This window comes from Desulfobulbaceae bacterium (genome assembly GCA_015231515.1).
Classification (GTDB): domain Bacteria; phylum Desulfobacterota; class Desulfobulbia; order Desulfobulbales; family VMSU01; genus JADGBM01.
In genome coordinates, this window is record JADGBM010000014.1 from 18,790 (window position 1) to 42,461 (window position 23,672).

17 protein-coding genes and 3 tRNA genes are annotated in these 23,672 nt (G+C 41.5%); 11 read left to right on the top strand and 9 right to left on the bottom strand.

Annotated features, from left to right (window positions below):
- Positions 1-19 precede the first annotated feature (19 nt).
- From HQK80_04045 to HQK80_04080, 8 genes are all read right to left on the bottom strand, one after another.
- Positions 20-1,063 (bottom strand): DUF4115 domain-containing protein, encoded by a 1,044-nt coding sequence (locus HQK80_04045; GenBank protein ID MBF0221397.1) that lies wholly within the window; start codon positions 1,061-1,063, stop codon positions 20-22.
- Positions 1,064-1,070: 7 nt separating this feature from the next.
- Positions 1,071-2,042: a peptidylprolyl isomerase gene (locus tag HQK80_04050; GenBank protein ID MBF0221398.1), complete on the bottom strand. Its 972-nt coding sequence runs from the start codon at positions 2,040-2,042 to the stop codon at positions 1,071-1,073.
- A 214-nt stretch (positions 2,043-2,256) separates the two neighbouring features.
- A complete protein-coding gene (gene mfd, locus HQK80_04055; protein MBF0221399.1) occupies positions 2,257-5,808 on the bottom strand; it encodes a transcription-repair coupling factor in 3,552 nt (1,183 codons plus the stop codon).
- A 26-nt stretch (positions 5,809-5,834) separates the two neighbouring features.
- The gene (gene bamA, locus HQK80_04060; GenBank protein MBF0221400.1) at positions 5,835-8,552 is read right to left on the bottom strand and encodes an outer membrane protein assembly factor BamA; all 2,718 of its coding nucleotides are present in this window, start codon (positions 8,550-8,552) and stop codon (positions 5,835-5,837) included.
- Positions 8,553-8,855: 303 nt separating this feature from the next.
- Entirely contained in the window at positions 8,856-9,536 is a 681-nt protein-coding gene (locus HQK80_04065) for an ABC transporter ATP-binding protein (protein ID MBF0221401.1), read from the bottom strand.
- A gap of 21 nt (positions 9,537-9,557) precedes the next feature.
- Positions 9,558-10,790: a lipoprotein-releasing ABC transporter permease subunit gene (locus tag HQK80_04070; protein MBF0221402.1), complete on the bottom strand. Its 1,233-nt coding sequence runs from the start codon at positions 10,788-10,790 to the stop codon at positions 9,558-9,560.
- Between the two features lie 71 nt (positions 10,791-10,861).
- Positions 10,862-12,340 carry a lysine--tRNA ligase gene (gene lysS / locus HQK80_04075; GenBank protein MBF0221403.1) on the bottom strand — a complete coding sequence of 493 codons (1,479 nt, stop codon included), beginning with the start codon at positions 12,338-12,340 and terminating at the stop codon, positions 10,862-10,864.
- Positions 12,341-12,368: 28 nt separating this feature from the next.
- The gene (locus HQK80_04080) at positions 12,369-13,454 is read right to left on the bottom strand and encodes a hypothetical protein (protein ID MBF0221404.1); all 1,086 of its coding nucleotides are present in this window, start codon (positions 13,452-13,454) and stop codon (positions 12,369-12,371) included.
- Between the two features lie 136 nt (positions 13,455-13,590).
- Here HQK80_04080 and HQK80_04085 point away from each other — a divergent pair.
- The 7 genes from HQK80_04085 to HQK80_04115 all read left to right on the top strand — a co-directional run bounded on the left by HQK80_04085 (position 13,591) and on the right by HQK80_04115 (position 19,746).
- Positions 13,591-13,675: transfer RNA gene (locus HQK80_04085), tRNA-Leu, on the top strand.
- Positions 13,676-13,804: 129 nt separating this feature from the next.
- A complete protein-coding gene (gene tig / locus HQK80_04090; GenBank protein ID MBF0221405.1) occupies positions 13,805-15,142 on the top strand; it encodes a trigger factor in 1,338 nt (445 codons plus the stop codon).
- The gene (clpP, locus tag HQK80_04095; protein MBF0221406.1) at positions 15,142-15,741 is read left to right on the top strand and encodes an ATP-dependent Clp endopeptidase proteolytic subunit ClpP; all 600 of its coding nucleotides are present in this window, start codon (positions 15,142-15,144) and stop codon (positions 15,739-15,741) included. Before tig ends, clpP begins: the two co-directional genes overlap by 1 nt.
- The gene (gene clpX, locus HQK80_04100) at positions 15,741-16,991 is read left to right on the top strand and encodes an ATP-dependent Clp protease ATP-binding subunit ClpX (protein MBF0221407.1); all 1,251 of its coding nucleotides are present in this window, start codon (positions 15,741-15,743) and stop codon (positions 16,989-16,991) included. Before clpP ends, clpX begins: the two co-directional genes overlap by 1 nt.
- Positions 16,992-17,041: 50 nt before the next feature.
- A complete protein-coding gene (lon, locus tag HQK80_04105) occupies positions 17,042-19,471 on the top strand; it encodes an endopeptidase La (protein ID MBF0221408.1) in 2,430 nt (809 codons plus the stop codon).
- A gap of 115 nt (positions 19,472-19,586) precedes the next feature.
- Positions 19,587-19,662: transfer RNA gene (locus tag HQK80_04110), tRNA-Val, on the top strand.
- A gap of 7 nt (positions 19,663-19,669) precedes the next feature.
- Positions 19,670-19,746: transfer RNA gene (locus HQK80_04115), tRNA-Asp, on the top strand.
- A gap of 130 nt (positions 19,747-19,876) precedes the next feature.
- On the opposite strand, the gene HQK80_04120 is transcribed toward HQK80_04115, so the two are convergent.
- A complete protein-coding gene (locus tag HQK80_04120) occupies positions 19,877-20,101 on the bottom strand; it encodes a helix-turn-helix transcriptional regulator (protein MBF0221409.1) in 225 nt (74 codons plus the stop codon).
- A gap of 147 nt (positions 20,102-20,248) precedes the next feature.
- On the opposite strand from HQK80_04120, the gene HQK80_04125 reads away from it, so the two are divergent.
- The 4 genes from HQK80_04125 to HQK80_04140 all read left to right on the top strand — a co-directional run bounded on the left by HQK80_04125 (position 20,249) and on the right by HQK80_04140 (position 23,220).
- A complete protein-coding gene (locus HQK80_04125; GenBank protein ID MBF0221410.1) occupies positions 20,249-20,485 on the top strand; it encodes a hypothetical protein in 237 nt (78 codons plus the stop codon).
- On the top strand, positions 20,478-21,632 hold the full coding sequence (locus HQK80_04130) for a site-specific integrase (protein ID MBF0221411.1): 1,155 nt from the start codon (positions 20,478-20,480) through the stop codon (positions 21,630-21,632). Before HQK80_04125 ends, HQK80_04130 begins: the two co-directional genes overlap by 8 nt.
- Before the next feature lie 37 nt (positions 21,633-21,669).
- Positions 21,670-22,191 (top strand): hypothetical protein, encoded by a 522-nt coding sequence (locus HQK80_04135; protein MBF0221412.1) that lies wholly within the window; start codon positions 21,670-21,672, stop codon positions 22,189-22,191.
- 135 nt (positions 22,192-22,326) lie between these two features.
- Positions 22,327-23,220, top strand: coding sequence for a hypothetical protein (locus tag HQK80_04140; protein MBF0221413.1), 894 nt, complete (start codon positions 22,327-22,329; stop codon positions 23,218-23,220).
- The last annotated feature ends 452 nt before the right edge of the window (positions 23,221-23,672 follow it).

Sequence of the window (23,672 nt, forward strand, 5' to 3'; positions counted from 1 at the left end):
AAAAAATCTGGTTGGCGGATTAGGGAATCTGCAATCGTACAGTTTGACCAGACTCCTGTTTAAGAGGCATTGGTTCACCGTTGAGAGTGACCTTTACACCACCGGCGTTGCCGAGGTACAGATCGATGGATTTATCAGCATCCCAGGTTTTCTCTGAGTTTCTTTTGAAAATCTCCTCCTGTGCTTCCTGCCCGTCAAGAGAAATCTTCACCCAGGTTCTTTCGTTAAATTTGAGATTGAGGGTGTAGTGGGTTACTTCATCTGACATATCCGGTATTGATTTAGTTGTGACATCAGCTGTATCTTGCTGAACTGTGCTGTCAAGCGGATCTGTCAGGTTAGCCTCAATCACTTCGCTGGTTCGATCGGTAAGCGGTTCAGCAGGCTCGCTCTCTGCTGGCGCTTGAACCTGCTCTATGATGACTGTAGGCATCGACTCCTTGAGCTCATTTCTGTCGATCTTTTTTTTATACTCTTGTGTGTCGTCTGGAGCGTTTGTAACTGGCGTTGCGCTATTTTCTTCTACTATTTCAGGTGGCTTTTGCTCTTGTTCATTAGAGACAATTTTGATTTCTGGCAGTTCGTTCGATAATATTTCACCGAGTGGTTGAGTTGGAACAATAAAAAGAGCGGGAAAGAGAAATTTTGCAGCCAGATAGATCATTGTTCCAAGAATTAGGATTGATAAAAAAGCCGGCCAACGCCTGAGGATAACCGAAGATTTGGCAAAGGCCTCACCTTGAAGAAGAGACGTGTCATCAGATGTTTCACGCCCTCCCCATTCACGTTCAAAGAGTTCTAAGGCAGTTTGGGAGTCTATATTGATTTGCGCAGATATCATGCGAATAAAACCACGAACAAAAATATCTGCCGGCAATCCTCTTCGCTCACCATTTTCTAAGGCTTGGAGTTTTGATAAACCGATTCCCGTTGCTTGGGAGATTTCTTCAAGTGATTTGCCCTTAGCTTTTCGGCCTTCTTTAAGTAAGGTCCCCAAAGATTGCCTTGAGCGAGGAGTGTCGTCCTGATGACCTTGTGTGTTTGAATCTGGAGAGCTTTTCATAGGAGTTCTAAAGGTTGTGTTTGATGTAGGAACTTGCTCGAATGTCACTTATCCATTGGTCGTAGCTTTTTTCCATTTCCTGGCGGAACAGTAACGTTTTAATCTCATCATGGACTTCATTAAATGGCAACGGTTGTGAATTATCTTTATTGGAGGACAAAAGCTTCAGGATTTGAAACCCGACAGGAGTCTGAATAATGGGAGTTGTCTCACCTGGTTGCATGGCAAGTATTGTATCTCGCATATAGGCGGCCAGTTCTTTTTCTTCAAAAGTGCCTATGTCGCCGCCATCCTCAGCTGAAGGCAGATCTGATAAATTTTTAGCCAGGGTGGCAAAATCCTCACCCTCAAGGAGTTTTTTTCGGGCGTATTCGGCATTTTGGCGTGCTTCTTCCTGAGTTTTGACCTTATATTTATCTCCCCAGAGAAACCCCATCTGTAAGATATGATACCCAGAAGCAGAGAGCTTGTTTGCATAGTATTTATTGTAATAGTTCTGGATCTTTTCTTCTGAAATAACGATTTTGGAACGAATAAGAAAATTAATTAACCGTGATCGCAACATATTGCTTCGTACTTTTTGCCGATAGACGTCTTCGGATGTACCCCTGGTTTGAAGGTCATGTCTGAAGTCGGCAATTGAAATATTGTTCTCCATAAGAATTGAATCAATGGTGATATCGATATCTTCTTCACTGATTTTCATGTCGAATTTATCTGCCTGTTGCTGAATCAGAAGCCGTTCTATCAGTTGGTCAAGGACTTCCTTCCGAGCTTTCTGCATCTCTGACTCAAGTTGTTGAGTCGGTACGTTCTGCATAATGGCTTGGAAATAGGCATGTCCTTCTTCATTCAATTCAGAAAGGGTGATGATGTTCTGGTCAACAGTTGCAACAATTCTGTCAACAATTTCGGCATTGCCGGAAATGGGGTGAAAAAGACAAAAGGCAAAAGAGAGCAGGATAGGTATAAGTGGCATGGATGCAATAAAATTTAGGATTAGTGTGAACTATGTATCGGGTTTGGAGATGCAATGTCTGTAATTCTAACCCCGATGAACGGGATAAGTGCCTTTCGCAGAGTATTTTCTTGTAAAAAAAACAAGAAATTACTCTGTAAGGCACTAAAAACATTCGACCTTTCAATATGTTAACTATTTAACATATCGAAAATCATACAAAACTTTTACTCTGCTACCTGATTGAGCGCAATATATTTTTACAGACCTCAAAGATTGATTCACCAGTATTGGCGGGAATAGAAACAACAAGTCGGCCATCAGGCGTCAACCGGACTTTGTTCTTACTGTTTTCGATGTAGAGAAGAATGTTCTGGGGGGTAACAGGGGTGTTGTCTGCAAAGGAAAAGACGAGAGCTTCCGGGGCTTTTTCAAGTTTTGATATCCGCAACTGTTTTAAGTACGGTTTTAAACGGATAACTGAGAAAAGATTTGTTGTCTGTTCTGGTAGTTTTCCGTAGCGATCGGTGAACTCTTCTGCCAAATCGTCAAGATCAGCCTCAGTATTAAGACTGGAGAGTCTTCGGTAAGCGATATAACGTTGATCCGAATCAGTAATATACGTATCGGGGATATAGGCGGATACTAATAAGTTTATCTCAGGTTCGATCTCTTCCATATGTTCTGAGTTATCGCCAAACTCATCTCTTCTTTTTAGATCTTCAACTGTTTTTTGTAAAAGATCCAGGTAAAGGTCGTAGCCGACAGCAGAAATATTGCCGCTTTGTGACTCACCGAGAATATTGCCGCCACCGCGGATTTGCAGATCGCTAAGTGCCAGTTTAAAACCGCCACCAAGCTCATTATATTCCATTAATGCTTTTAAACGTTGTTTGGCATCTTTCGGTAAATGCTCAAGTGACGGGACAAGCAGATAGGCATAGGCTTGTTCGGAACTCCGGCCGACACGACCGCGAAGTTGGTATATTTCAGCAAGACCCATGCGGTCAGCACGGTTTATGATAATTGTATTGGCATTTGGTATGTCAAGGCCAGACTCGATGATGGTAGTTGAGATCAGAACATTAATCTCTTGTCGAACAAAACTGACCATTATCTCTTCGAGATTTTTGGCGGGCATTTGACCGTGTGCTACGGCAATTTTTGCTTCTGGAACTAAATTTTGTATCCTAAAGGCAAAATCATGTATTGAGCGAACTCTGTTGTGGACGAAAAATACCTGTCCCCCTCTCTGTAGCTCACGGATAATCGCTTCCTTGACAACAAGGTCGGAATACTTTGCTATAAAGGTTTTAATTGAACGGCGGCTTCGTGGCGGGGATGAGATAACCGAAAGATCACGAACACCAAGAAGTGACATCTGCAATGTTCTGGGGATCGGGGTGGCAGTAAGGGTCAAAACATCAATGCCGGTTTTAAGCATTTTAAGTTTTTCTTTGTGGGAAACACCGAAGCGATGTTCTTCATCAATAATAAGCAGACCGAGTTTATTGAAGATAACGTCTTTGGAAAGTATTCTATGGGTGCCAATTATAATATCGACCTTGCCGGCATTTAAGTCGGCAACAATTTTGCGCTGCTGGGCTGGGGTTCGGAACCTGTTAAGACATTCGACTGTTACCGGAAAGCCTTCAAGCCGTTCTTTGAAAGTCTGGGCGTGTTGTTCAGCCAGAACAGTTGTGGGCACTAAAATAGCGACTTGATAGCCATCTGTTACAACCTTGAAGGCAGCCCGCACGGCCACTTCGGTTTTTCCAAAACCAACGTCACCACAGACAAGGCGATCCATGCACTGTTCTCTTGTCAGATCATCAATGACATTATTTATTGCTTTGATCTGGCCAGGCGTTTCGTCGTAGGGAAAGGATTCTTCAAGTTCAGTGTAGAGGCTGTCCGGGCGGGAAAATGTGATGCCGGTAACAAGTTTTCTGCGGGCGTAAAGATTGAGCAGGCTCTGGGCCACCTTCCAGACGGCTTCTTGCACCTTCTTTTTAGCTGTAACCCATTGTTTACTGCCAAGCCTTGAGATGACCGGAGTTTTTTCTGACAATCCGTTGTACTTACTGACCGTATTCATTCGGTCGACGGGGATGTAAAGCTTATCGTTGTCTTTATACGAAAGCACCAGGAAGTCGTTATGGACTGCATTGATCGTCATATTGATAATACCGTCATATACGCCGAGTCCATGGGTGCTGTTTACAACAATGTCACCAACCTTTAACTCTTCAAAGTTGATTGGTGGCTCATTTGCTGGAGCTTTAGTCCTTTTTTTTGATGAAAAACGTTTCTCGCCAAAAAGCTCTTGTTCAGACAAAAAATGTATTTTTTCATCAATTAAGTCGAAACCATCGGTAAGAGGATATGGGTAGATTGAAACAGTTTTTTCATTAAACCGGCTGAACTGAAAACAACTATCGATAAACTCGAGCGGCAGGCCGTGGCCTTCAAGCATGGAAAATAACTGCGTAGCATGACGATGGGATCTACAGGCAATATGTATTGAATCGTCATTGTTGAGCCAGGAGTGCAGGTAGTTAACCAGAGGAGCGAGCAAACCCTGCTTCTTGCGCTGGAGGTCAATGTGCTGGCGTATGAGTTTGTGGTTGCTGGAGTGAAATGAAAACTGCTGAGCAGATGATACCGATTTAATTAAAGGTTCATCCGAACTGCCTGTGTATTTGGACTCCAGACCATCGAGTATTTCAATAGGACTCATAGCCACATCTTCAAAGTCAATGAAGTTGATACAACGGCGTTTGCCTATTTCTGCAGTAAGAGTTTGTTCATCTAGAAAGAGCATGTCGGGGGGGAAGGTGATTGATTGTTGCTGGCATGCTTCATTGTAATTTGCCGAGATCCGCTCAGTAATAAGTTGTTGGGATCGTTTTATCTCATGGGTATCAATAAGAAGTACGCGGCAGTTTTGAGGAATGTAGGCCAGCGGACTGCTGAGTTTATCGTAAAATGCAGGGAGGAAGAATTCAATACCGGGAAATTTAAGACTGTTTTCGATTTTCTCGGCTATGACCTCCTGCTCGTCACTATTCCAGTCGAGTTCTTTGCCGAATCTGTTAAGGCGCAATAGAAGTTTTGTGTGTTCATCTGAGTCGATAGCTGGAAACAAAACGTCATGGACAGGTATAATTTCAGCCTCTAAAATCTGATCAACAGAGCGTTGGCTGATGGGGTCAAAGGTTCGGATGGTTTCGACAAAATCACCAAAAAAATCCAACCGAATTGGAAACTGGAAACCTGGAGGGAAAATATCAAGAATGCCACCTCGGTGTGAAAACTCGCCGGCATTTTGAACCAGACTCATCTGTTCATACCCGGAGGCAATAAGGCTTGTTATTAACTCTTGCAGATCAGTTTCTTCACCTGCAATAATAAGTTCTGCCAGGCTAGTAAGAACTTTAGTCGGCATAACCTTTCTGAGTAGCGCTTCGACAGATGAGATAACAACGTAGGTATCATGTATTGTCTGAATTGAATACAGAGTTGACAGGCGCTGGGCAGTAGTTTGTGGATCTGGTGAGAGCGGGGTGTATGGCGGTATTTCGTAGCCGGGATAATGGAGTATTGTTCTTGATGAAAAAAAAGAGAGATCCTGGCTGAACTGTTGGGCCTGGGATTCACTGGGAAGAATGCAGAGGAGCGGCTCGTTAGATTGCTCGAGGAGTTGAGCCGCAAAGACTGCAATTGCGCCTGGTTGCAGACCCGATACTGTTGCAGATTCAAGTGAATGCTCTGCAATATGCTTTATAAGCTGACTAAAAGACTGCAATGGATTTAGAAGGCGCCGCCAATATTAAAGTCCCAGTTATCCTGGACTTCGTACTCTTTTGGGTCAAGATTGTAGCCCCACTCTAAACGGAGGGGCCCCATGGGGGAAAGCCAGCGGAAACCGAAACCAGTACTCTTTTTAATATCACTGAAATCCCAGTTAGCATCTTTGCCGTACACATTACCGACATCAAAAAACACAAGTCCTTTCAAACCGGCCTCTTTAACAAGTGGAAATATCCACTCAAGATTATAATACCACATCTTATCACCACCGATTTTTACATCGCGGACAAGATCTCTTGGGCTGATACTGCCAGATTTAAAACCGCGGATAGAGTTGATGCCGCCTAAATAAAACTTTTCATATACTGGGAGTTTGTCATCAGAGTTGGTGTAAACTTCCCCGGCCGAGAGTTTCCAGTGTACAACGGTCTCTTTGGTAATGGGATAATACCAATTGGTTGTGCCTTCAAGTTTAGTGAATTCACTGTCTCCACCCAGAAAGCCACCGGCATACTTCGCTCTGATGGAGTAGGTGTGTCCTTCACTTGGATCGGATCCGCGATTTCGTGTATCTTCACCAAGGCCAAAATTTATGGCACTTGTAGTATTTATATCTTGTGAGTCTAAAATTTCTATAGGAGCTGTGTCTAAAACGTCGCTTAAGACCGAATCATCAAAGGTATAACCAGCGGATAGATGCCACAGTTTCCAGATAGGGTAACCAAAACGAATACCGACCCCCTGGGAATCTTTGGTGTAATCGTCATAGTCTCTTTGCCAATCATAAAAATCTATGCCGAATAACAGCTTGCTGTCCGCCAGCTGGGGTTCAGTGAATTTAAGGTTGTATTGTGTGCTGTTGCCGCTGATATTGGCTTGCAAAGCCATGTGCTGGCCTTTACCTAAAAAGTTGTTCTGACTGATTTCTCCCATGAACATAAAGCTGTCGATAGAGCTATAACCAGCGCCAATGCTAAAATTGCCTGTTGCCTTTTCTTCAACCTCAACCACAATATCCATTAACGTATCATCGACAGTAGGTACTGGGTTGATCTCGACAGTTTCAAAATACTCAAGCCGCTGTAATCGGTTATGACTTTTCTTTAGAGCTGCGGCATTGAAAATACCGGTTTCCTTAATCAGCATCTGTCGGCGTATAACTTTATCGCGTGTACGGGAGTTGCCTTTAACGATGATCCTGTTGATATATACTAAATCTTGTTTAACCAGATCGATGACGATGTTAACCCGTTTAAACTCCAGGTCTTTGGAGGTTGTCGGATTTGCTTCTGCAAAAGCATAGCCCTTCTCTGCATAACGGTCAGTGAGAGAGAGGACGTCGTCTCGTAGTATTTTACTGCTGAAGAATTTTTCATTGATTATGTTCAGGCGCCTAAAAAGCAGGGCTTTGTCTTCAATCAAATCGCCGGTAATATCGACAGTGCCAACTCGATATCGATCGCCTTCTTCAACGTTAAAGGTGACGGTAATCCATTCACCATCTTGGATTATTTCAGGACTTCCAACCTTTGCATCGATATAGCCATTATTGTGATAATAGGCCCCAAGTCTGGATGAGTCCTGGTCAACGATATCGTGATTTAAAACACCACTGTCGGTGAACCAGGAGAGCCATCCTCTCTCAGAGGTCTGGAGAATCTTTTTAAGCGTTTTGTCTTTAAAGGCGTTGTTGCCGGTGATGATAATATCCTTAATAAATACCTTTTGGCCCTCTTTGATTTTAAACTCGACATCGACTTTTTGAGAATCTGTATCTGTTAGGACTGTAGAAATCCTGGTGTCATAAAACCCTTTTTCTTTGTAAAGAGCCTTTATGCTTTCAACAGAATCCTGTACATCGCGGGTGCTGATAATATTGTTGGGGACAATTTCAATAACTTCACGAATGTCATCAGCTTCAAGTTCTTTATCTCCGGAAATAAGTATCTGGCCGACAACAGGTTTTTCAACGACTTCGAAGATAATATCACGTCCGCTTTCAGATTCGTTTACCTGAACTGAAATGTCTTCAAAATAACCCATTGCATAAATATTTTTTAAGGCCTGTCGAAGTGTTGCTGGATCGTATGCTGAGCCGTTTGACAGGCCGATTTTTTGGATTATAGCGCCACTGTCTATTTTTTTATTTCCGGAAATCGAAACGGTTGCGACAATGGAGTGACGGTTAGTGAAGGCGAGTATGTTGCTGGTAATACGATTAAATATTTGAAGAAGATCAGTAGTCTTTCCTTCTTCAAAATAATATTTTGCCTGACTGGAATCCAGCATGTCCAGAACGACCATGTCAACACTGATAAAATCACCAGTTTTGGTTAGACTGCCGGCAACTAAATAGTCCGTGTCAGCGGGTATAATAGCATTTAAGCTCTCGAAGGCCGGGGGCCATGATCCATTAAAGTCAACCGCCTGGGAAACAATATCGCGAGATAGAAGAGTAAACCCCTTTGGGGTAACGGACTCTTTAAGTGTCTTGTCAGCTGTTTCGGATATGTTTGTACCATCTGAATCAGAGTTGATTTTGAGAGGAATGAAGATTGTCTGAGTGTTTCCGGTAGCATAAACCGGTAAGGGTTGAACAAACAGGGCCAGTAGCGGGATTAGTAAAAGGAATGCCAGAAACGTCGGAAAACTAGAGGGATTTGTATATAGATCAAGATGAGACGATGATTTAGGTGAACTGCTAAAAAGGCTAATCATTGGTGTAGGTTAGGGCCTTTTGTTAATGTTTCAATAGTTTAATCAGTTGATAACTCTGACAAAGAAACAAATTTAAAAATAATCTCAGAGAGTTACGTGCAGTATTTTTTGAAATCTTAAACCTTTTAACGTATTCAGAAACTAATTTCAATCTTTGCAGGCAAAAGGCAAAAGAAAAATTGATAAATATTTGTATGAAAAACAATATTACTAACCCGGATAAACTAACCCCGATGAACGGGATAAGCGCCTTTCGCAGAGTATTTTCTTGTAAAAAAAAACAAGAAAATACTGTGTAAGGCACTAAAAAGTTTTATGCAGTTTACCTTTGTCCAGGGTAAGACAGGATCCAAGGGTTTTTGCCAGTGTCATATTGTGAGTAACCATTACCGTTGATAAAGAGTAGGCTTCATTCATTTCAACTATTAGTTGAAAAACTTTTTCACCAGTTTTAGGGTCGAGGTTGCCGGTTGGTTCGTCGGCTAAGAGAATAGAAGGTTTCATTATCAAGGCTCTGGCAAGTGAAACGCGTTGTTGCTCTCCACCGGACAACTCACCAACTTTATGAGAAGATCTATTGTTTAGGCCTACTTTGGTAAGTAACTGCATGGCGTCATCAGTAAGTTCATCTTTTGCTATGCCGGCAATCATGCCAGGAATGATTATGTTTTCGAGTGCAGAAAATTCAGGTAAGAGATGATGAAATTGAAAGACAAAGCCAATTGTTCTATTTCGAAAGGCAGCAAGTTTTGTCCCTTTAAGATCGAATATGTTTTCACCTCTCAGGTAAAGCGTACCTGAACATGGTTTTTCGAGTGTACCTAAAATATTCAGGAGCGTGGTCTTGCCGGTGCCGGAACTTCCAACTATAGCAACTGTTTCCCCCTCATTGAGAGTGAAGTTCAGGTCTGTGAAAATCTCAAGGGTTGTGCCTTTGTTAAAACGTTTAGTGAGATTACAGGCGTTGAGTAATGGTTGAGCCATTGTTAAGCGATTCTCAAAGAGTTATTCATAGCGTAAGGCGGTGGCTGGATCAACCCTTGATGCCTGCCAGGAGGGATACAGTGTCGCTGCCAGTGATATGACAACAGCACAGATCGAGATAATTAAGACATCGGAGACTAATACCTTAACCGGTAAAATTGAGATCGGATATACTTCTGGAAGCTTAATAAACTGGTAACGGCTTAACAGTTTGCAGGCAGTCAGTCCTCCTAACAAGCCAAGAAAGGTGCCGGAGAGACCAATGATAAGCCCTTCGTAAATGAAAATGTTACGAATCTGCTGGACTGTTGCGCCCATTGCCTTAAGAATGGCGATGTCTTTATTTTTTTCCATGACCATCATGGTCAGTGTGCTGACAATATTAAAGGCTGCGACAATTACAACCAAGGTAACGATAATGAAGAGGGCGGTTTTCTCAAGTTGAAGAGCCGAAAACAGATTTTTATTCATTTGGATCCAATCTTTAGCAATATATCCAGGGCCCAGATAACTCTCTATGCTTTTCGCAACGTTTCTAGCTTGGTATATATCAGTCAGTTTGACTTCGACACCATGCACCGACTGACCAAGCTCAAGAAACTCCTGAGCTGAAGCTAATGACACGTAGGCAAGTGATGAGTCGTATTCATACATCTCTGTCTTGAAAATGCCAGCGACTTCATAGGTTTTAACCCTCGGTATGATACCCACAGGTGTTAATGGCCCATTTGTGGAGATCAGCCTGATACGTTCTCCTTTGAATACTCGAAGTTGTTTGGCGAGTTCATTGCCGAGAATGATTTTTGGTAAAGCTCTGGGGTCGTTAGAAGCGATAGTGAGATCGGTGAGTCGGCAGCCTTGGACATATTTGTCTAAATCAAGAACAGCATTTGCCGAGTCAGGGTCAATGCCCCGAACAATGGCGCCAGTTCCACCTCGATCACTGGTAATCATTGTCTGTGTGAAAATGTACGGAGTTGTTGCGGTGATTTCTGGGAGTTGGTCGAGTTGTTTGCGGACCTCTTCTGGATACTCAATCTGGGTTCCGAGTTGTTGAACAATGATATGTGAATTAATGCCTAATATTTTATCCCGTAATTCATCGGTAAAGCCTGTCATTACGGATAAAACAGTAATCAAAGCCATGACGCCAAGCGCCACACCGGCTACTGAAATTAAGGTGATCAGAGAGATGAAACCTTGTTTACGTTTAGCCTTTAAATAGCGTAAACTCACAAACCATTCAAATTGCAATAAAGTGTCCCGGTGGTCTTATGAAACTAGTTAAAATTAGTAGTGCTCCGGCTCATTTTTTGAGAGCTGATTTACTCAGGCCGCAGATGTGGAAAGAGGATGACATCACGTATAGAGGCCGAATCGGTTAACAGCATAACCAAACGATCAATGCCAATACCTTCACCAGCGGCTGGTGGCATGCCATATTCAAGGGCCCTCAAGAAATCATTATCCAGTTCGGGAGAAATTTCCTGATCGTCGCCACGTTCGGCAATCTGCTTTTCCATTCGTTTTCGTTGATCAATGGGGTCGTTTAGTTCGCTGAAGGCGTTGGCGATCTCTCTACCTGTAATAAAAAGCTCAAACCTGTCAGTTACGGTTGGGTCCTGTTCGTTGCGACGAGCCAACGGAGATACCTCGGTTGGATAGGCGGTAATAAAAGTCGGATCGATGAGTTTTTCCTCAACAAGAAGTTCAAAGAGTTCGGTCTTGATTTTGCCAATGCCGGCATGAATGTCCAGCTTAATGCCAAGTTCTGTCGCCTTGTCCTTGAGCTTTTCCATGTCGTGTAAAATATCGTGTGGGATGTTGCCGATTTCAACCAGTGCGTTATCCATGGTCAGTCGTCGCCATGGGGGAGAAAGATCAACTTCCTGCCCTTGATAGCTGATCAGCATGGAACCCGTTACTTCAGAGGCTATCCAGGAAATCATCTCTTCGGTTAAATCCATTAATTCAAAATAGGTAGAATAGGCCTGATAAAATTCAAGCATGGTGAATTCCGGATTGTGACGAGTCGAAAGACCTTCGTTACGAAAGTTACGGTTAATTTCAAAAACACGTTCAAAACCACCAACAAGCAAACGTTTAAGGTAGAGTTCAGGGGCGACACGCAGGTAAAGATTCATGTCAAGGGCATTGTGATGCGTTTTAAAGGGGCGCGCTGTGGCACCGCCGGAAATAGGGTGCATCATGGGGGTTTCAACCTCCATGAACTCGCGATTATTTAAGAAATCACGTATCAAACGAATTATCTCAACCCTTTTTTTGAATGTCTCTTTAACTTCTGAGTTGACGATAAGATCGACGTATCGTTGTCGATATCGCATCTCAACATCAGTGAGGCCATGAAATTTCTCAGGGAGGGGACGTAACGATTTAGAGATAGGCTTAAGGGTGTTTGTCATTAATGACAGTTCACCTTTTTGAGTTATAAATAGAGTGCCCTTAAAACCGACAATATCACCAATGTCGAGTTTTTTGAAAATTGTAAAGGCGTTCTCTCCAACCTGATCATTCTTTATGTAAACCTGAATTTTGGCCGAGGCGTCTTGAATATGCAAAAAAGCCGCTTTGCCGAATTTGCGCATGGACATAATTCTTCCAGCAATTGTCCATTCAGGACCGATATGCTCCTCGGCAGCATTACGAACAGTATCTTCATGTGCTATGAGTTCTGCAACTTTGTGGGTTGGTTGAAAATCGTTTGCGTAAAGTGTGGTACCTAAATCTTCAAGCTCTTGAGCTTTTTGGCGTCTTTGTCGTAAAACCTGATTTAACTCTTCCATGTGAATCCTGTTTAAAGTGCGTAACTTTTTAATAATATTTACTGCGCAAGGTTTGAGAAACACCATGAGCCAGTTCAAGAACCTGTTTGGCCGGTCCAGCGCCGATAGCACCTGTCCCGCAACTTGGGGTAATAAGCGTTTGCCCCAATATAGATTTTAAATCCCATTTGTCATTGACGAGTTGTGCTGCCTGTACTTCCCACATTGTAACTAATGAGTCAATCGATTCTTTGGCAATGATTTCGGCATTCGCTGTTGGTACGATTCCCCAGGCTATGATTCCGCCGCGGTCTAAAAAACTATGTACTTGCCCAAGGCAGGTAACAAGTTTGTCAAAGAAACCATGAGCATCAAAACTTAAGACATCCAGGTTGAGTGAAAAAATAAAGCTCCAGTCGGTATTGGCACATACGTGAATTCCTGCAATGCCGCCGGAACCCTTAATCGAATCGATAACTTCGTTAAGATCTTGAGAGATATCAGCCTTATCAATACTGATAAAGGCTGAAGACCCTAGCCCGGCTAAAGCCGGCTCATCAATAAAGATAATTGTCGGTAAATTAAGCTCTTTTAAAAACTCAACCTGCCACGCACCTTTCATGGCAAGGGCCTTTACCGCCATTTCCCGAAAGGCAGGTTCATAATAACCAAGGCGTTTATCCTGGTCAGTTATGCCGGCTAGAAGGGTGAAGGGCCCAGTAATCTGGCCCTTGATAGCAACGGGATTGGTCAGGTTTTTTTGAATTAATTTTTTGAGTTCGTATATTCCGTTTGCGCGCTCTTTGCTGACTGTAAACCGAGATGTCAATGTTGAGGCCGGATTCTCTACTGTAGAGATATATTCTTCAAAAAAAGCAAGTTGTTCTTCTTCAAAGTTGTCGGCGCTCAGAGTGAAATATGTGCTTCCGTCAGATTCAACTATTCCGGGTAAACCTTCAATGAACTGATTCATCATTCCTTCAAGGGGATTGGACGGCAGTTGCGGCCAGAGGGGTATTTCAGGTGTATAGGTGGTGATCCAGTCAAGTGCTTCACTGTATGTGGCCACAGGCAGGCTGCCAATGAGTGTTGCCAGCCCGTTTGGTTTGAAATTGTTACTCAGGGATGAGGTCATAGCTATTTCCTAACAATACGTATTATCGGTTAAAACGAAAGACAATTAGCTATCAAGTATACCAGCTGATGTCAATTTATTTATTTGTAATGCTGGGTTGACTGAATATCCAAAGTTGATTATTTTAACTCTGTTTGCGAGCGTGGTGAAATTGGTATACACGCTGGTCTTAGGAACCAGTGCTTCACGGCTTGGGAGTTCGAGTCTCCCCGCTCGCACCAACCTATTCATAGATGTGTGTTGATGAGATAAAGCGCCTGTCTACCATAGATAAGGCGTGTTTTTCTTTGTATGAAAGTCGATTTTATCTTTTCTGCCCTGTTGCATAATTCAAATGAGGATTAATTAAAATGGAAGTTGCTGTTGAAAATATTGGTGCCTTGAGAAGGTCGATGAAAATCGTTCTGCCTAATGAGTTTGTTTCCCCTAAAATGGCTGCCGCCTTTAAAAAAATTAAATCGGAAGTTGCTATTAAAGGTTTTCGTAAGGGTAAAGTACCTCAGAAAGTATTAGAAAAAAGTTTTGGCGACCGCGTTAAGGCGGATCTTTCTGAAAAACTTATTCAAGAGACCTATTTTGATGCACTTGCACAAGTCAAACTTGATGCTGTGGTTCATCCTGACATTAAAGCCTTTGATTTTATTGAAGATGGCAGCTTCTCATATGAAGCAGAGATAGAGATTAAACCTGAATTTGAGCTTAAACAGTATAAGGGAATCGAAGTTGAGCATGCTGAGATTTCTGTTACTGATGAAGAGGTTGAAATGGCACTTCAGTTAACCCGTCGGGAGATGGCACCTCTTAAGGTTGTAGAAGATGCGGTATCAAAACAGGATGATCTGGTAATTATCAACTTTCAAGGTTTTCACGAAGGTGAGGCCATGAAGCAGATTGCAGGTTTGGAATACCCTGTTGACATCGGCTCTAATCGAAATGGAAAAGAGTTCGAAACTATGCTTCTTGGTTTAAAAAAGGGCGAACAGGTTAAACGTTCTGTTGATTTTCCTGCTGATAATGCAAATCCGCTGCTTGCCGGCAAAACCATTGATTTTGAAATCACCGTTAAAGATGTCAAGGAACGAATTTTAGCAGATCTCGATGACGATTTTGCTAAAGATGTCAGTGAGGATTTTAAATCCTTAGATGATTTACGATCAAGTATTAGCGAAAAAATCCGTAAAGATAAAGAGAAGAGAGTTGAAGGCGATATAACCGATAAAATTGTCGGCAAACTTATAGATGCACATGATTTTGACCTTCCTGCACGGCTTGTTGCCTATGAGATCAACGAGTCTGTAAAAGAAATAGAAAATAACCTCCAGAATCAGGGACTTACGCTTGAAGCTGCCGGAATGAACCGGGATGAAATGGCAAAGCACTTCAAACCTGTCGCTGAAAAACGAGTTAAAGGCGATTTTATTCTTAAAAAAATCGCTGAAGTTGAAGGGATAAAACTTGCTGATGCGGATATCGAAAAAGGGTATGCCCGAATTGCTCAGCAGTACAATATGTCCATTCCTGAGGTGAAAGAGTATTTTAAGGGGCGGAATAATATGCTTCCTTTTATGAATGAACTTTTAAGTGAAAAAATTCTTGCATTTGTTCGTGAAGAAGCAAAAGTTTTATTTGTTCCGGAAGATCAGCTGCAGGAAAAAAATAGCGTAAATGCTGGCGGCGGAGATAAATAATGAGTTTGATCCCAATGGTTGTCGAGCAAACCCCTCGTGGCGAGCGTGCTTATGATATATATTCACGACTGCTTAAAGAGCGTATTATTTTTCTAGGAACGGCTGTTAACGACGATGTGGCTAACATTATTATTGCTCAGTTGTTGTTTTTAGAGGCTGAGGATCCGGATAAAGATATAACTTTTTATATAAACTCTCCGGGTGGGGTCGTGACAGCTGGTATGGCAATATACGACACCATGAATTATGTTAAATGTGACATTGCGACTCTTTGCATGGGGCAGGCTGCCAGTATGGGTGCTTTTTTGCTGGCCGCCGGTACAAATGGTAAGCGTTATGCCCTGCCTAACTCGAGGATTCTGATCCATCAGCCCATGGGAGGATATCAGGGGCAGGCAACTGATATCGATATTCACGCAAAAGAGATTATCCGGATGCGAAGCGATCTAAATAAAATTCTTGCAACACACACGGGCCAAAAAACTGCCAAAATAGAGCGCGATACCGAACGTGATTATTTTATGAGTGCAGTTGAGGCTAAAAAATATGGCATCATTGATAAGGTTCTGTCCCGACGAAAACCTTTTGAGGAGGAGTAATGGCCAAAAAACATGATGATCATGTAGTTGTTTGTTCTTTTTGTGGCAAAAGTCAGGATGATGTTAAAAAGCTTATAGCTGGCCCTACGGTTTACATCTGTGACGAATGTATAGCGCTTTGCAATGAAATAGTATTAGAGGATCGTGATCAGAAGGAAGTTGCCCGTGCCGAAGAAAAACTTCTGAAGCCGATGGAGATCAAGGATAAACTTGATGAATACGTCATAGGGCAAGATCATGCTAAGCGTGTGCTTTCGGTAGCTGTTCACAATCATTATAAAAGGATTGGAGTTCAGCGCCACTTAGATAATGAGGTTGAGTTACATAAAAGCAACATAATTCTTATCGGCCCCACTGGTAGTGGAAAAACCTTGATGGCCCAGACCCTTGCGCGAATTTTAAATGTTCCGTTTGCTATGGCTGATGCCACAACACTGACTGAAGCTGGTTATGTCGGTGAAGATGTAGAAAATATACTCGTCAGCCTCCTTCAAGCTGCTGACCAGGATGTTGAAAGTGCTGCTAAAGGAATTATCTATATTGATGAAATCGATAAAATTGCCAAGAAGTCCGATTCTGCTTCAATTACCCGTGATGTTTCTGGTGAGGGCGTTCAACAGGCCTTATTGAAAATCATTGAGGGTACGATTGCTTCTGTGCCGCCTAAGGGTGGAAGAAAACATCCTCAGCAAGAATATATTAAGATTGATACTACCAATATTCTTTTTATTTGTGGTGGTGCCTTTGTAAATCTCGACGGTGTTATCAAAAAACGAAATGGAACAAAATCCATGGGGTTTGGAGCTAAGGTCGTCGGTGAGACTAAGAAAAGAATGGGCGAGGTTCTTGCCATGGTTCAACCGGAGGATCTACTCCGATTTGGTCTGATTCCTGAATTTGTTGGTCGGTTGCCCGTGATCGCCACAATGAACGAGCTTGATGAGAGTGATCTGGTTCGGATTTTGCGAGAGCCCAGGAACGCACTGACGAAACAATATGAGAAGCTTTTTGAGTACGACAATATACGTTTGCGATTTACAGAGGGTGCTATTACTGCAATTGCCAAGGAGGCTGTTAAGCGTAAATCCGGGGCGCGAGGGCTTCGTTCTGTGATGGAAGAGGCTATGTTGGATATAATGTATGAGTTGCCATCGCAGGAAAATGTACGTGAGTGCGTCATAAGTGAGCAAGTTATTCTTAATGGCGATTATCCGGTTGTTCTCTACGAAAATGAGAAAAAAAGTGCCTAAAACTTATTTTTGTAAGCAGCATTGTCACCTAACCAACATGAAACCTGGATATGTCTGAGATAAAACTAGAAAATAAAATTTACCCAATGATGCCGTTGCGGGATATTGTTTTGTTCCCCTATATGGTTGCACCGCTTATTGTTGGTCGCGGTAAGTCGATTAAGGCCTTGGAAAATGCCATGTCTAGTCGAACAGAGATATTTCTCTCGACCCAGTTGGATGCCAGTGTTGACGACCCTCAGGAAAAAGATGTTAACTCTATCGGCACCATTGCTAATGTGTTACAGCTGCTCCGTCTGCCCGATGGTACTATTAAGGCCTTGGTAGAAGGTAAACGCAGAGCAAAAATAATAAAATTCCCCCATAATCAGAACTTTTTTACTGTTGAGGTGGAGGAGTTTCAAGAAGGTCTTGCCGGTGGGTACAAGGTTGTAGCCTATATGCGTGAATTGCTGGGTACTTTTAAACAGTATTCAGGCATCAATAAGAAAATACCTGGTGAGATAGTTACATCACTGGCCAAAATAGAAGATCCCGGCAAATTTGTAGATGTTCTTACGTCGCACCTGCCCATTAATACAGACGAAAAACAGACTATTCTTAAAACGGTAGCACTTGAGGATCGTTTTGAAGTCGTTTTGAAGATTATAAACCGTGAGATAGAGATCGTCTCTATCGAAGGTGACATTCGCTCAAAAGTCAAAAAGAAGATGGAGAAGACTCAGCGTGATTATTATCTCTCTGAGCAAATGCGCGTAATAAAGAAAGAGATAGGTGATGGGTCTGAAGATACGGCTAATGAGCTCAACGAGCTTGAAGAGCAGATTCAAGACCATAGGCTTACAAAAGAGGCAAAAAACAAGGCAACTCAGGAGCTTAAAAAGCTTAAAATGATGCCACCTTCCTCCGCTGAAGCGACTGTTGTTCGAAATTATATTGATTCAATTTTAAGTCTGCCGTGGAAAAAGAAATCAAAGGGAAAAATTGATATTATAAATGCTGAAAAGGTCATGGATGAAGACCATTTCGGTCTGGTGAAAGCCAAAGAACGTATCCTTGAATATCTGGCTGTTCAAGCCCAAGTCAAGAAGATTAAGGGGCCGATTCTTTGCCTGGTCGGGCCTCCTGGCGTGGGGAAAACCTCTCTGTGTAAGTCTGTGGCTCGTGCCATGAATCGCAAGTTTGTTCGCTTGTCACTGGGTGGTGTTCGAGACGAGGCGGAAATTCGCGGTCATCGACGAACCTATATTGGCGCTATGCCCGGGAAGATCATTCAGTCTCTACAGAAAGTAAAGGTCAACAATCCAGTGTTTTGCCTTGATGAAGTTGACAAGATGAGCACTGATTTTCGTGGTGATCCATCATCGGCACTTCTGGAGGTGCTTGATCCTGAGCAGAATAACTCATTTAACGATCATTACCTTGACCTGGACTACGACCTCTCTGATATCTTTTTTATAACTACAGCGAACAACCTGCACTCTATACCGGTACCGCTTCAAGACAGGATGGAGATAATTCGTCTTGACGGGTACACAGAAGAGGATAAGTTGTCAATCGCTAAAGGGTATCTGGTTCTGAAACAGCAAGAGTCAAACGGTTTTAAGAAAAACGATGTTGCCTTTACTGATGATGGCATTATGGAAATTGTTCGTCGCTATACTCGTGAAGCTGGAGTTAGAAATCTTGAACGTAGTATTGCCAGCATTTACCGAAAAATCGCACGTGACCGTCAAAAGAACAAGAGTGCCAAAAAATATAACGTAAACGCCAAGGCTGTACTGAAGTTTCTGGGGACACCATCCTACAGATTCGGCTTGGCCGAAGAGAAAAATACAGTTGGATTGACCACCGGACTTGCCTGGACAGAAGTTGGTGGTGAGTTGTTACAGATTGAAGTTGTGCTGATGCCTGGTGCCGGAAAACTGACCATCACCGGAAAGCTTGGTGAGGTAATGCAGGAGTCAGCGCAGGCCGCCATGAGTTATGTCCGTTCTCGCTCAACTCGGCTTGGACTGAACCCAGATTTTTACCAGAAACTCGATATACACGTGCATGTACCTGAAGGTGCCATACCAAAAGATGGACCATCGGCTGGAATAACGATGACAACATCGATCGTTTCGGCGTTGCTTCAGGTTCCGGTTCACAGGCATATTGCAATGACTGGTGAGGTAACTCTGCGTGGCCGTATTCTTCCTATCGGAGGACTTACTGAAAAGCTTCTTGCGGCAAGGCGTGGGAATATAACACATGTTTTAATTCCCAAGGATAACGAACGAAACCTAAACGATGTGCCGGCCAAAATTTTAAAAAGCCTGCATATTGAACTAGTTGATCATGTTGATGACGTTCTTGAGAAGGCTTTGGCAATTAAAAAGGGCGACACCCTGTTTAAAGAGTGTTCTGATACACTATTTTGTCCTGATATACTTGCTGCAAATCAACCGGCTGCTCTGCCCGTAAATATTGCCCATTAAAAGCCTGTACATCATTAATTCTACTGAAAAAAAAGTAATCTTTTTTTTGTTTGGTAATCGATAAAAAATGTTGACTTAAGGTAGGTGTCGGGTTAAAAAGGTTTCTGCTTTTCGCGGGCGGTTAGCTCAGCTGGGAGAGCATCGGCCTTACAAGCCGAGGGTCACAAGTTCGAACCTTGTACCGCCCACCACATATTAGGAGCTGTAGCTCAGTTGGTTAGAGTGCCTGCCTGTCACGCAGGATGTCGCCGGTTCGAGCCCGGTCAGCTCCGCCAGTAAATGTAAGGGACTAACTAGAAATAGTTAGTCCCTTTTTTGCGTATTGTGACAGAATTGTGACAAATCTGTGACATCTTTAATTTGCATACTATCATTCAGAAAATGATACCCACTCCAAAATGAGTATTAGCCTGAATGGTTGTCTGGATCATTTGCTTGATACTCCAAAATTTCACCTACAGAACATTGTAGGTATTCACAAATTTTATCTAGAACATCTAAGTCGACTCTGACAATTTTCTCGTTATACATTCTGCTAAGAGTACCCTTGTTAATTCCAGTATCTCTGTGAATTTCAGCTGGCCTTATTCTTTTTTCTCCAAGCAATCTTGATAAATGGCATTTTATCATTGTAGTTAAATTATCTCCTGGGGATATAAAAACATCTAAGTAGTTGACAGATTATATTATATAGTTTATTTTGTATCTATAGAAGATACAAAATCTACTTGATAGTTGATTTTGTTTATTGAATAACAATATCAAATGAGGTGTACAATGTCACAAACTTTTTTAACCACAGAGGAACTTGCTTCTAAAATTAAATATGATGCACGCACAATAAGGAACCGTTTAAAGGACAGTGTTCTGTTTGAAGGAGTTCATTACATACGTCCATTTGGCGGTCGAAAAATTTTGTTCATTTGGGAAAAAATTGAAAAAGACATTACGAAGTATTCAACGGATCAATCAATTGGAATCCCAATGGCAAATGGAGGTTTGTGTAATGTCTAAAATAAGAGCAAGAAAAGAAACTAAAAATTTATATTTTGATATTAACTATCTCGGAAAACGTTGTCGTGAGCAGACAACCCTCAAAGATACTCCTTTAAATCGTAAACGTTTGCAAAAAATATTAGAAAAAATTGATGCCGAAATCACCTTAGGCACTTTTGTTTACGGTAAATATTTCCCGAACAGCCCGATTGCAAAAAAAATTGAGAACAGTTTTTCTTTTAACTCAGGAGCCAATGTTCCTTTGTTTGATAAGTTTGCTATGAAGTGGATGGAAGAAATGAATATCGAGTGGCGGGATACACATTATAAAACCAACCAAGGTATTCTTGATAAATATTTAATTCCTACATTTGGCAATAAAGAAATCAGTAGCATTACTAAAGCTGAAATTATGGAATTTAGATCTTCATTATTAAATATTAAAGGAAGGAAGGGGAAAACAATTTCACCTTCCAGAATTAATCATATTATGAATCCTCTTCGTATGATTCTCAATGAAGCAGCAAATCGGTTTAATTTTTCATCTCCCTATCATGGGATCAAATCTCTTAAAGTACCCAAAAGTGATGTGGAACCTTTTACCATGGAAGAAGTAAAAATCATTATCGATAATGTAAGAACTGATTTTCGTAACTATTATACTGTCCGGTTTTTTACTGGAATGCGAACAAGTGAAATTGATGGTTTGCAGTGGAAGTTTGTTGATCTTGAGAGAAAGCAAATTTTAGTGCGTGAAGCTTTAGTAGAAGGACAGATGGTCTACACAAAAAACGATGGCTCTTTTCGAAGTATAGATATGTCAGAATTGGTATTTAACGCCCTAACAGAACAAAAGAATGCAACCGGAAATTTTGATTACGTATTTTGCGGACGAACAGGCAATCCTTTAAAACACTATAACGTTACAAAAAGAGTTTGGTATCCACTCCTTGATTTATTGAATTTGCGTAAAAGAATTCCTTATCAGACACGCCATACTGCAGCTACACTTTGGCTTGCATCTGGTGAGAGTCCTGAGTGGATTTCACGTCAGATGGGACACTCCACGACAGTAATGCTTTTCAGGGTTTATTCGCGTTTTGTTCCCAATTTGACCAGAAAAGATGGGTCAGCTTTTGAACGCCTTATTAAACAGAATTTTTAAGACTAAACTCATAACAAAATAACTCGGAGGAACAGCAATGTGCCAAGAAAATACGGAAATAATGATCAGAGGAAATGAAGGTGAAGACAGATTGAATAGTTGGTTTCAAGAAAACGGGTTGACTTATTTTCCAGTCAAACAGGATATTAAATCATTTTTGCATACTTTTGCTAAAACGATGAAAAGGCCAGACTTCTTTTTACTTTTAGAGGGTATCAGCATGATAGCGGTAGATGCCAAAAATTACAGTCTTTCGTGCGGATACTTCACTTTGAATAAAGACGAGTTGTACAGGGCGTTATCCTACGAAATAATAACTAAAATGCCGTTCTGGTTTGCTTATCTGCACCAGCATGAAGGTGGGTCGACTTGGTACTGGATAAGTGCACTGAAAGCATTGGATGCCGGTGTAACACGTCTTAATAGTCAGACAAAAGAGGAGTTTTTGGCCATAAGCTTGAATGATTTTATTTCGGTTCGAAATCATGAAGATATAAGTAAGCTTTATACAAATCGTTGCCGGTTAAACGCTAAGATTGTCCCTATCAGGGATAACTAGAAAATGCAGCCATAAATAGAAAGTATTTATCTACTCAAATGGAAAATCTGATGGGTAGATGAGGGTATTACCGCAAAATTAGTTAGTTAATTTGTAAGTTATTTATTTACCCCTAAGATTCGAGAGGGAATTGCAATGGCGCGACCTGCAATAGATAAAGAAAAGTACTTTGATGCAATCAAACAAATGATTTGTAAGGGTCTACGTGTGGAGGAAATTACACCAACAAAGATCCAAAGGATTGTTGGTGGACAATATAGCAGATGTGTCCAGATTATTGATGAGTACTTTAGGCAAACTGACAAGGTGGAAGAGTCGCCGATGCCTATTTGGTTTAATGATTTTGTTAATAAAGTAACTATGAATGCACAAGCTACTTGGCCTATAGTTAACGGTGAGATTCGTAATTCGATTGACGGTCTCACCTCAAATTTTGATCAGAAATGTTCTAGGTTTGAAGTCCAAAGGCGAGAAGATTTAGAGCAAATTAAAGAGCTTGAGGTGACAATTGCGAGGCAGGAGGAAGAACTGTCGTCAATAACGGAAGATAAGCATAAACAACTCCGTTTAATTGCTGAATTACAGGGAGAAATTACTTCAACAAAAAATGGAGTAGCAGACTTGCTGCGAAGAAATAATGCTCTGGAACGTGAAAAAACGGACCTTGCTGCTTTACATAAAATTGCCCAAATCACTATCGGACAGCACGAAAAGTCGGGGGCTGATTTTGAGCATAAGATAAAGGCCTTTCACAATGAAAAAACTCAAAGTGATAAGGAATATCAAGAAATGATCAGATCTCTCGAAAAAGAAAATAATCAAATAAAACATCGAGAAACGGTCGAAATTCAAAAAAATGAAAACCTTGTCGGGCAGATTGATGATTTAAAACAACAGGTTGAAAAGTTGATAGCCAAAAAAGACTCTGAACAAATGATATTTTTAAAACAGCAAATTTCTGGACTAAAAAACGAATTGTGTCCAATTAAAAAGGGGCGTGCAAAAAGCAAACAACTGTCATTCAAATAAAACCTTTATATTTCCAGGAAGAAATATAGATCCTTGTCAGGAGGCAAATTAGATTCGAAGCCTGTTAATACAGATAATATTCTTCCCTTTTCCTGATAGATTACAGAATGTAATCTATCATCTAAAGATTTAAAAATTTCGTTCCGTATTTTGGTGTAACCTTTCAATATTTCAAAAATTACCATAATACGTTATGTAATGATCTTGACTATTTCCCAGCAGTAACATCTAAGGACATGTAAGGGGCTATTGAAAAATGCTTGCCACATAAGGGTTTTTCCTCCGGTTATACTCAAAGGTGTTAAGAACATTAATCAAAAAAGGATTAGTTATCTATGGTGAATAAATTCAAAATCAAAGTCGACAGTAGCACTTCCTGTAATCAGATTGTAATTCCTCTGCAGCTATCTGAGAAATTAGGTTTCCTTGACGGGCATGCCGTTGAGTGCGAA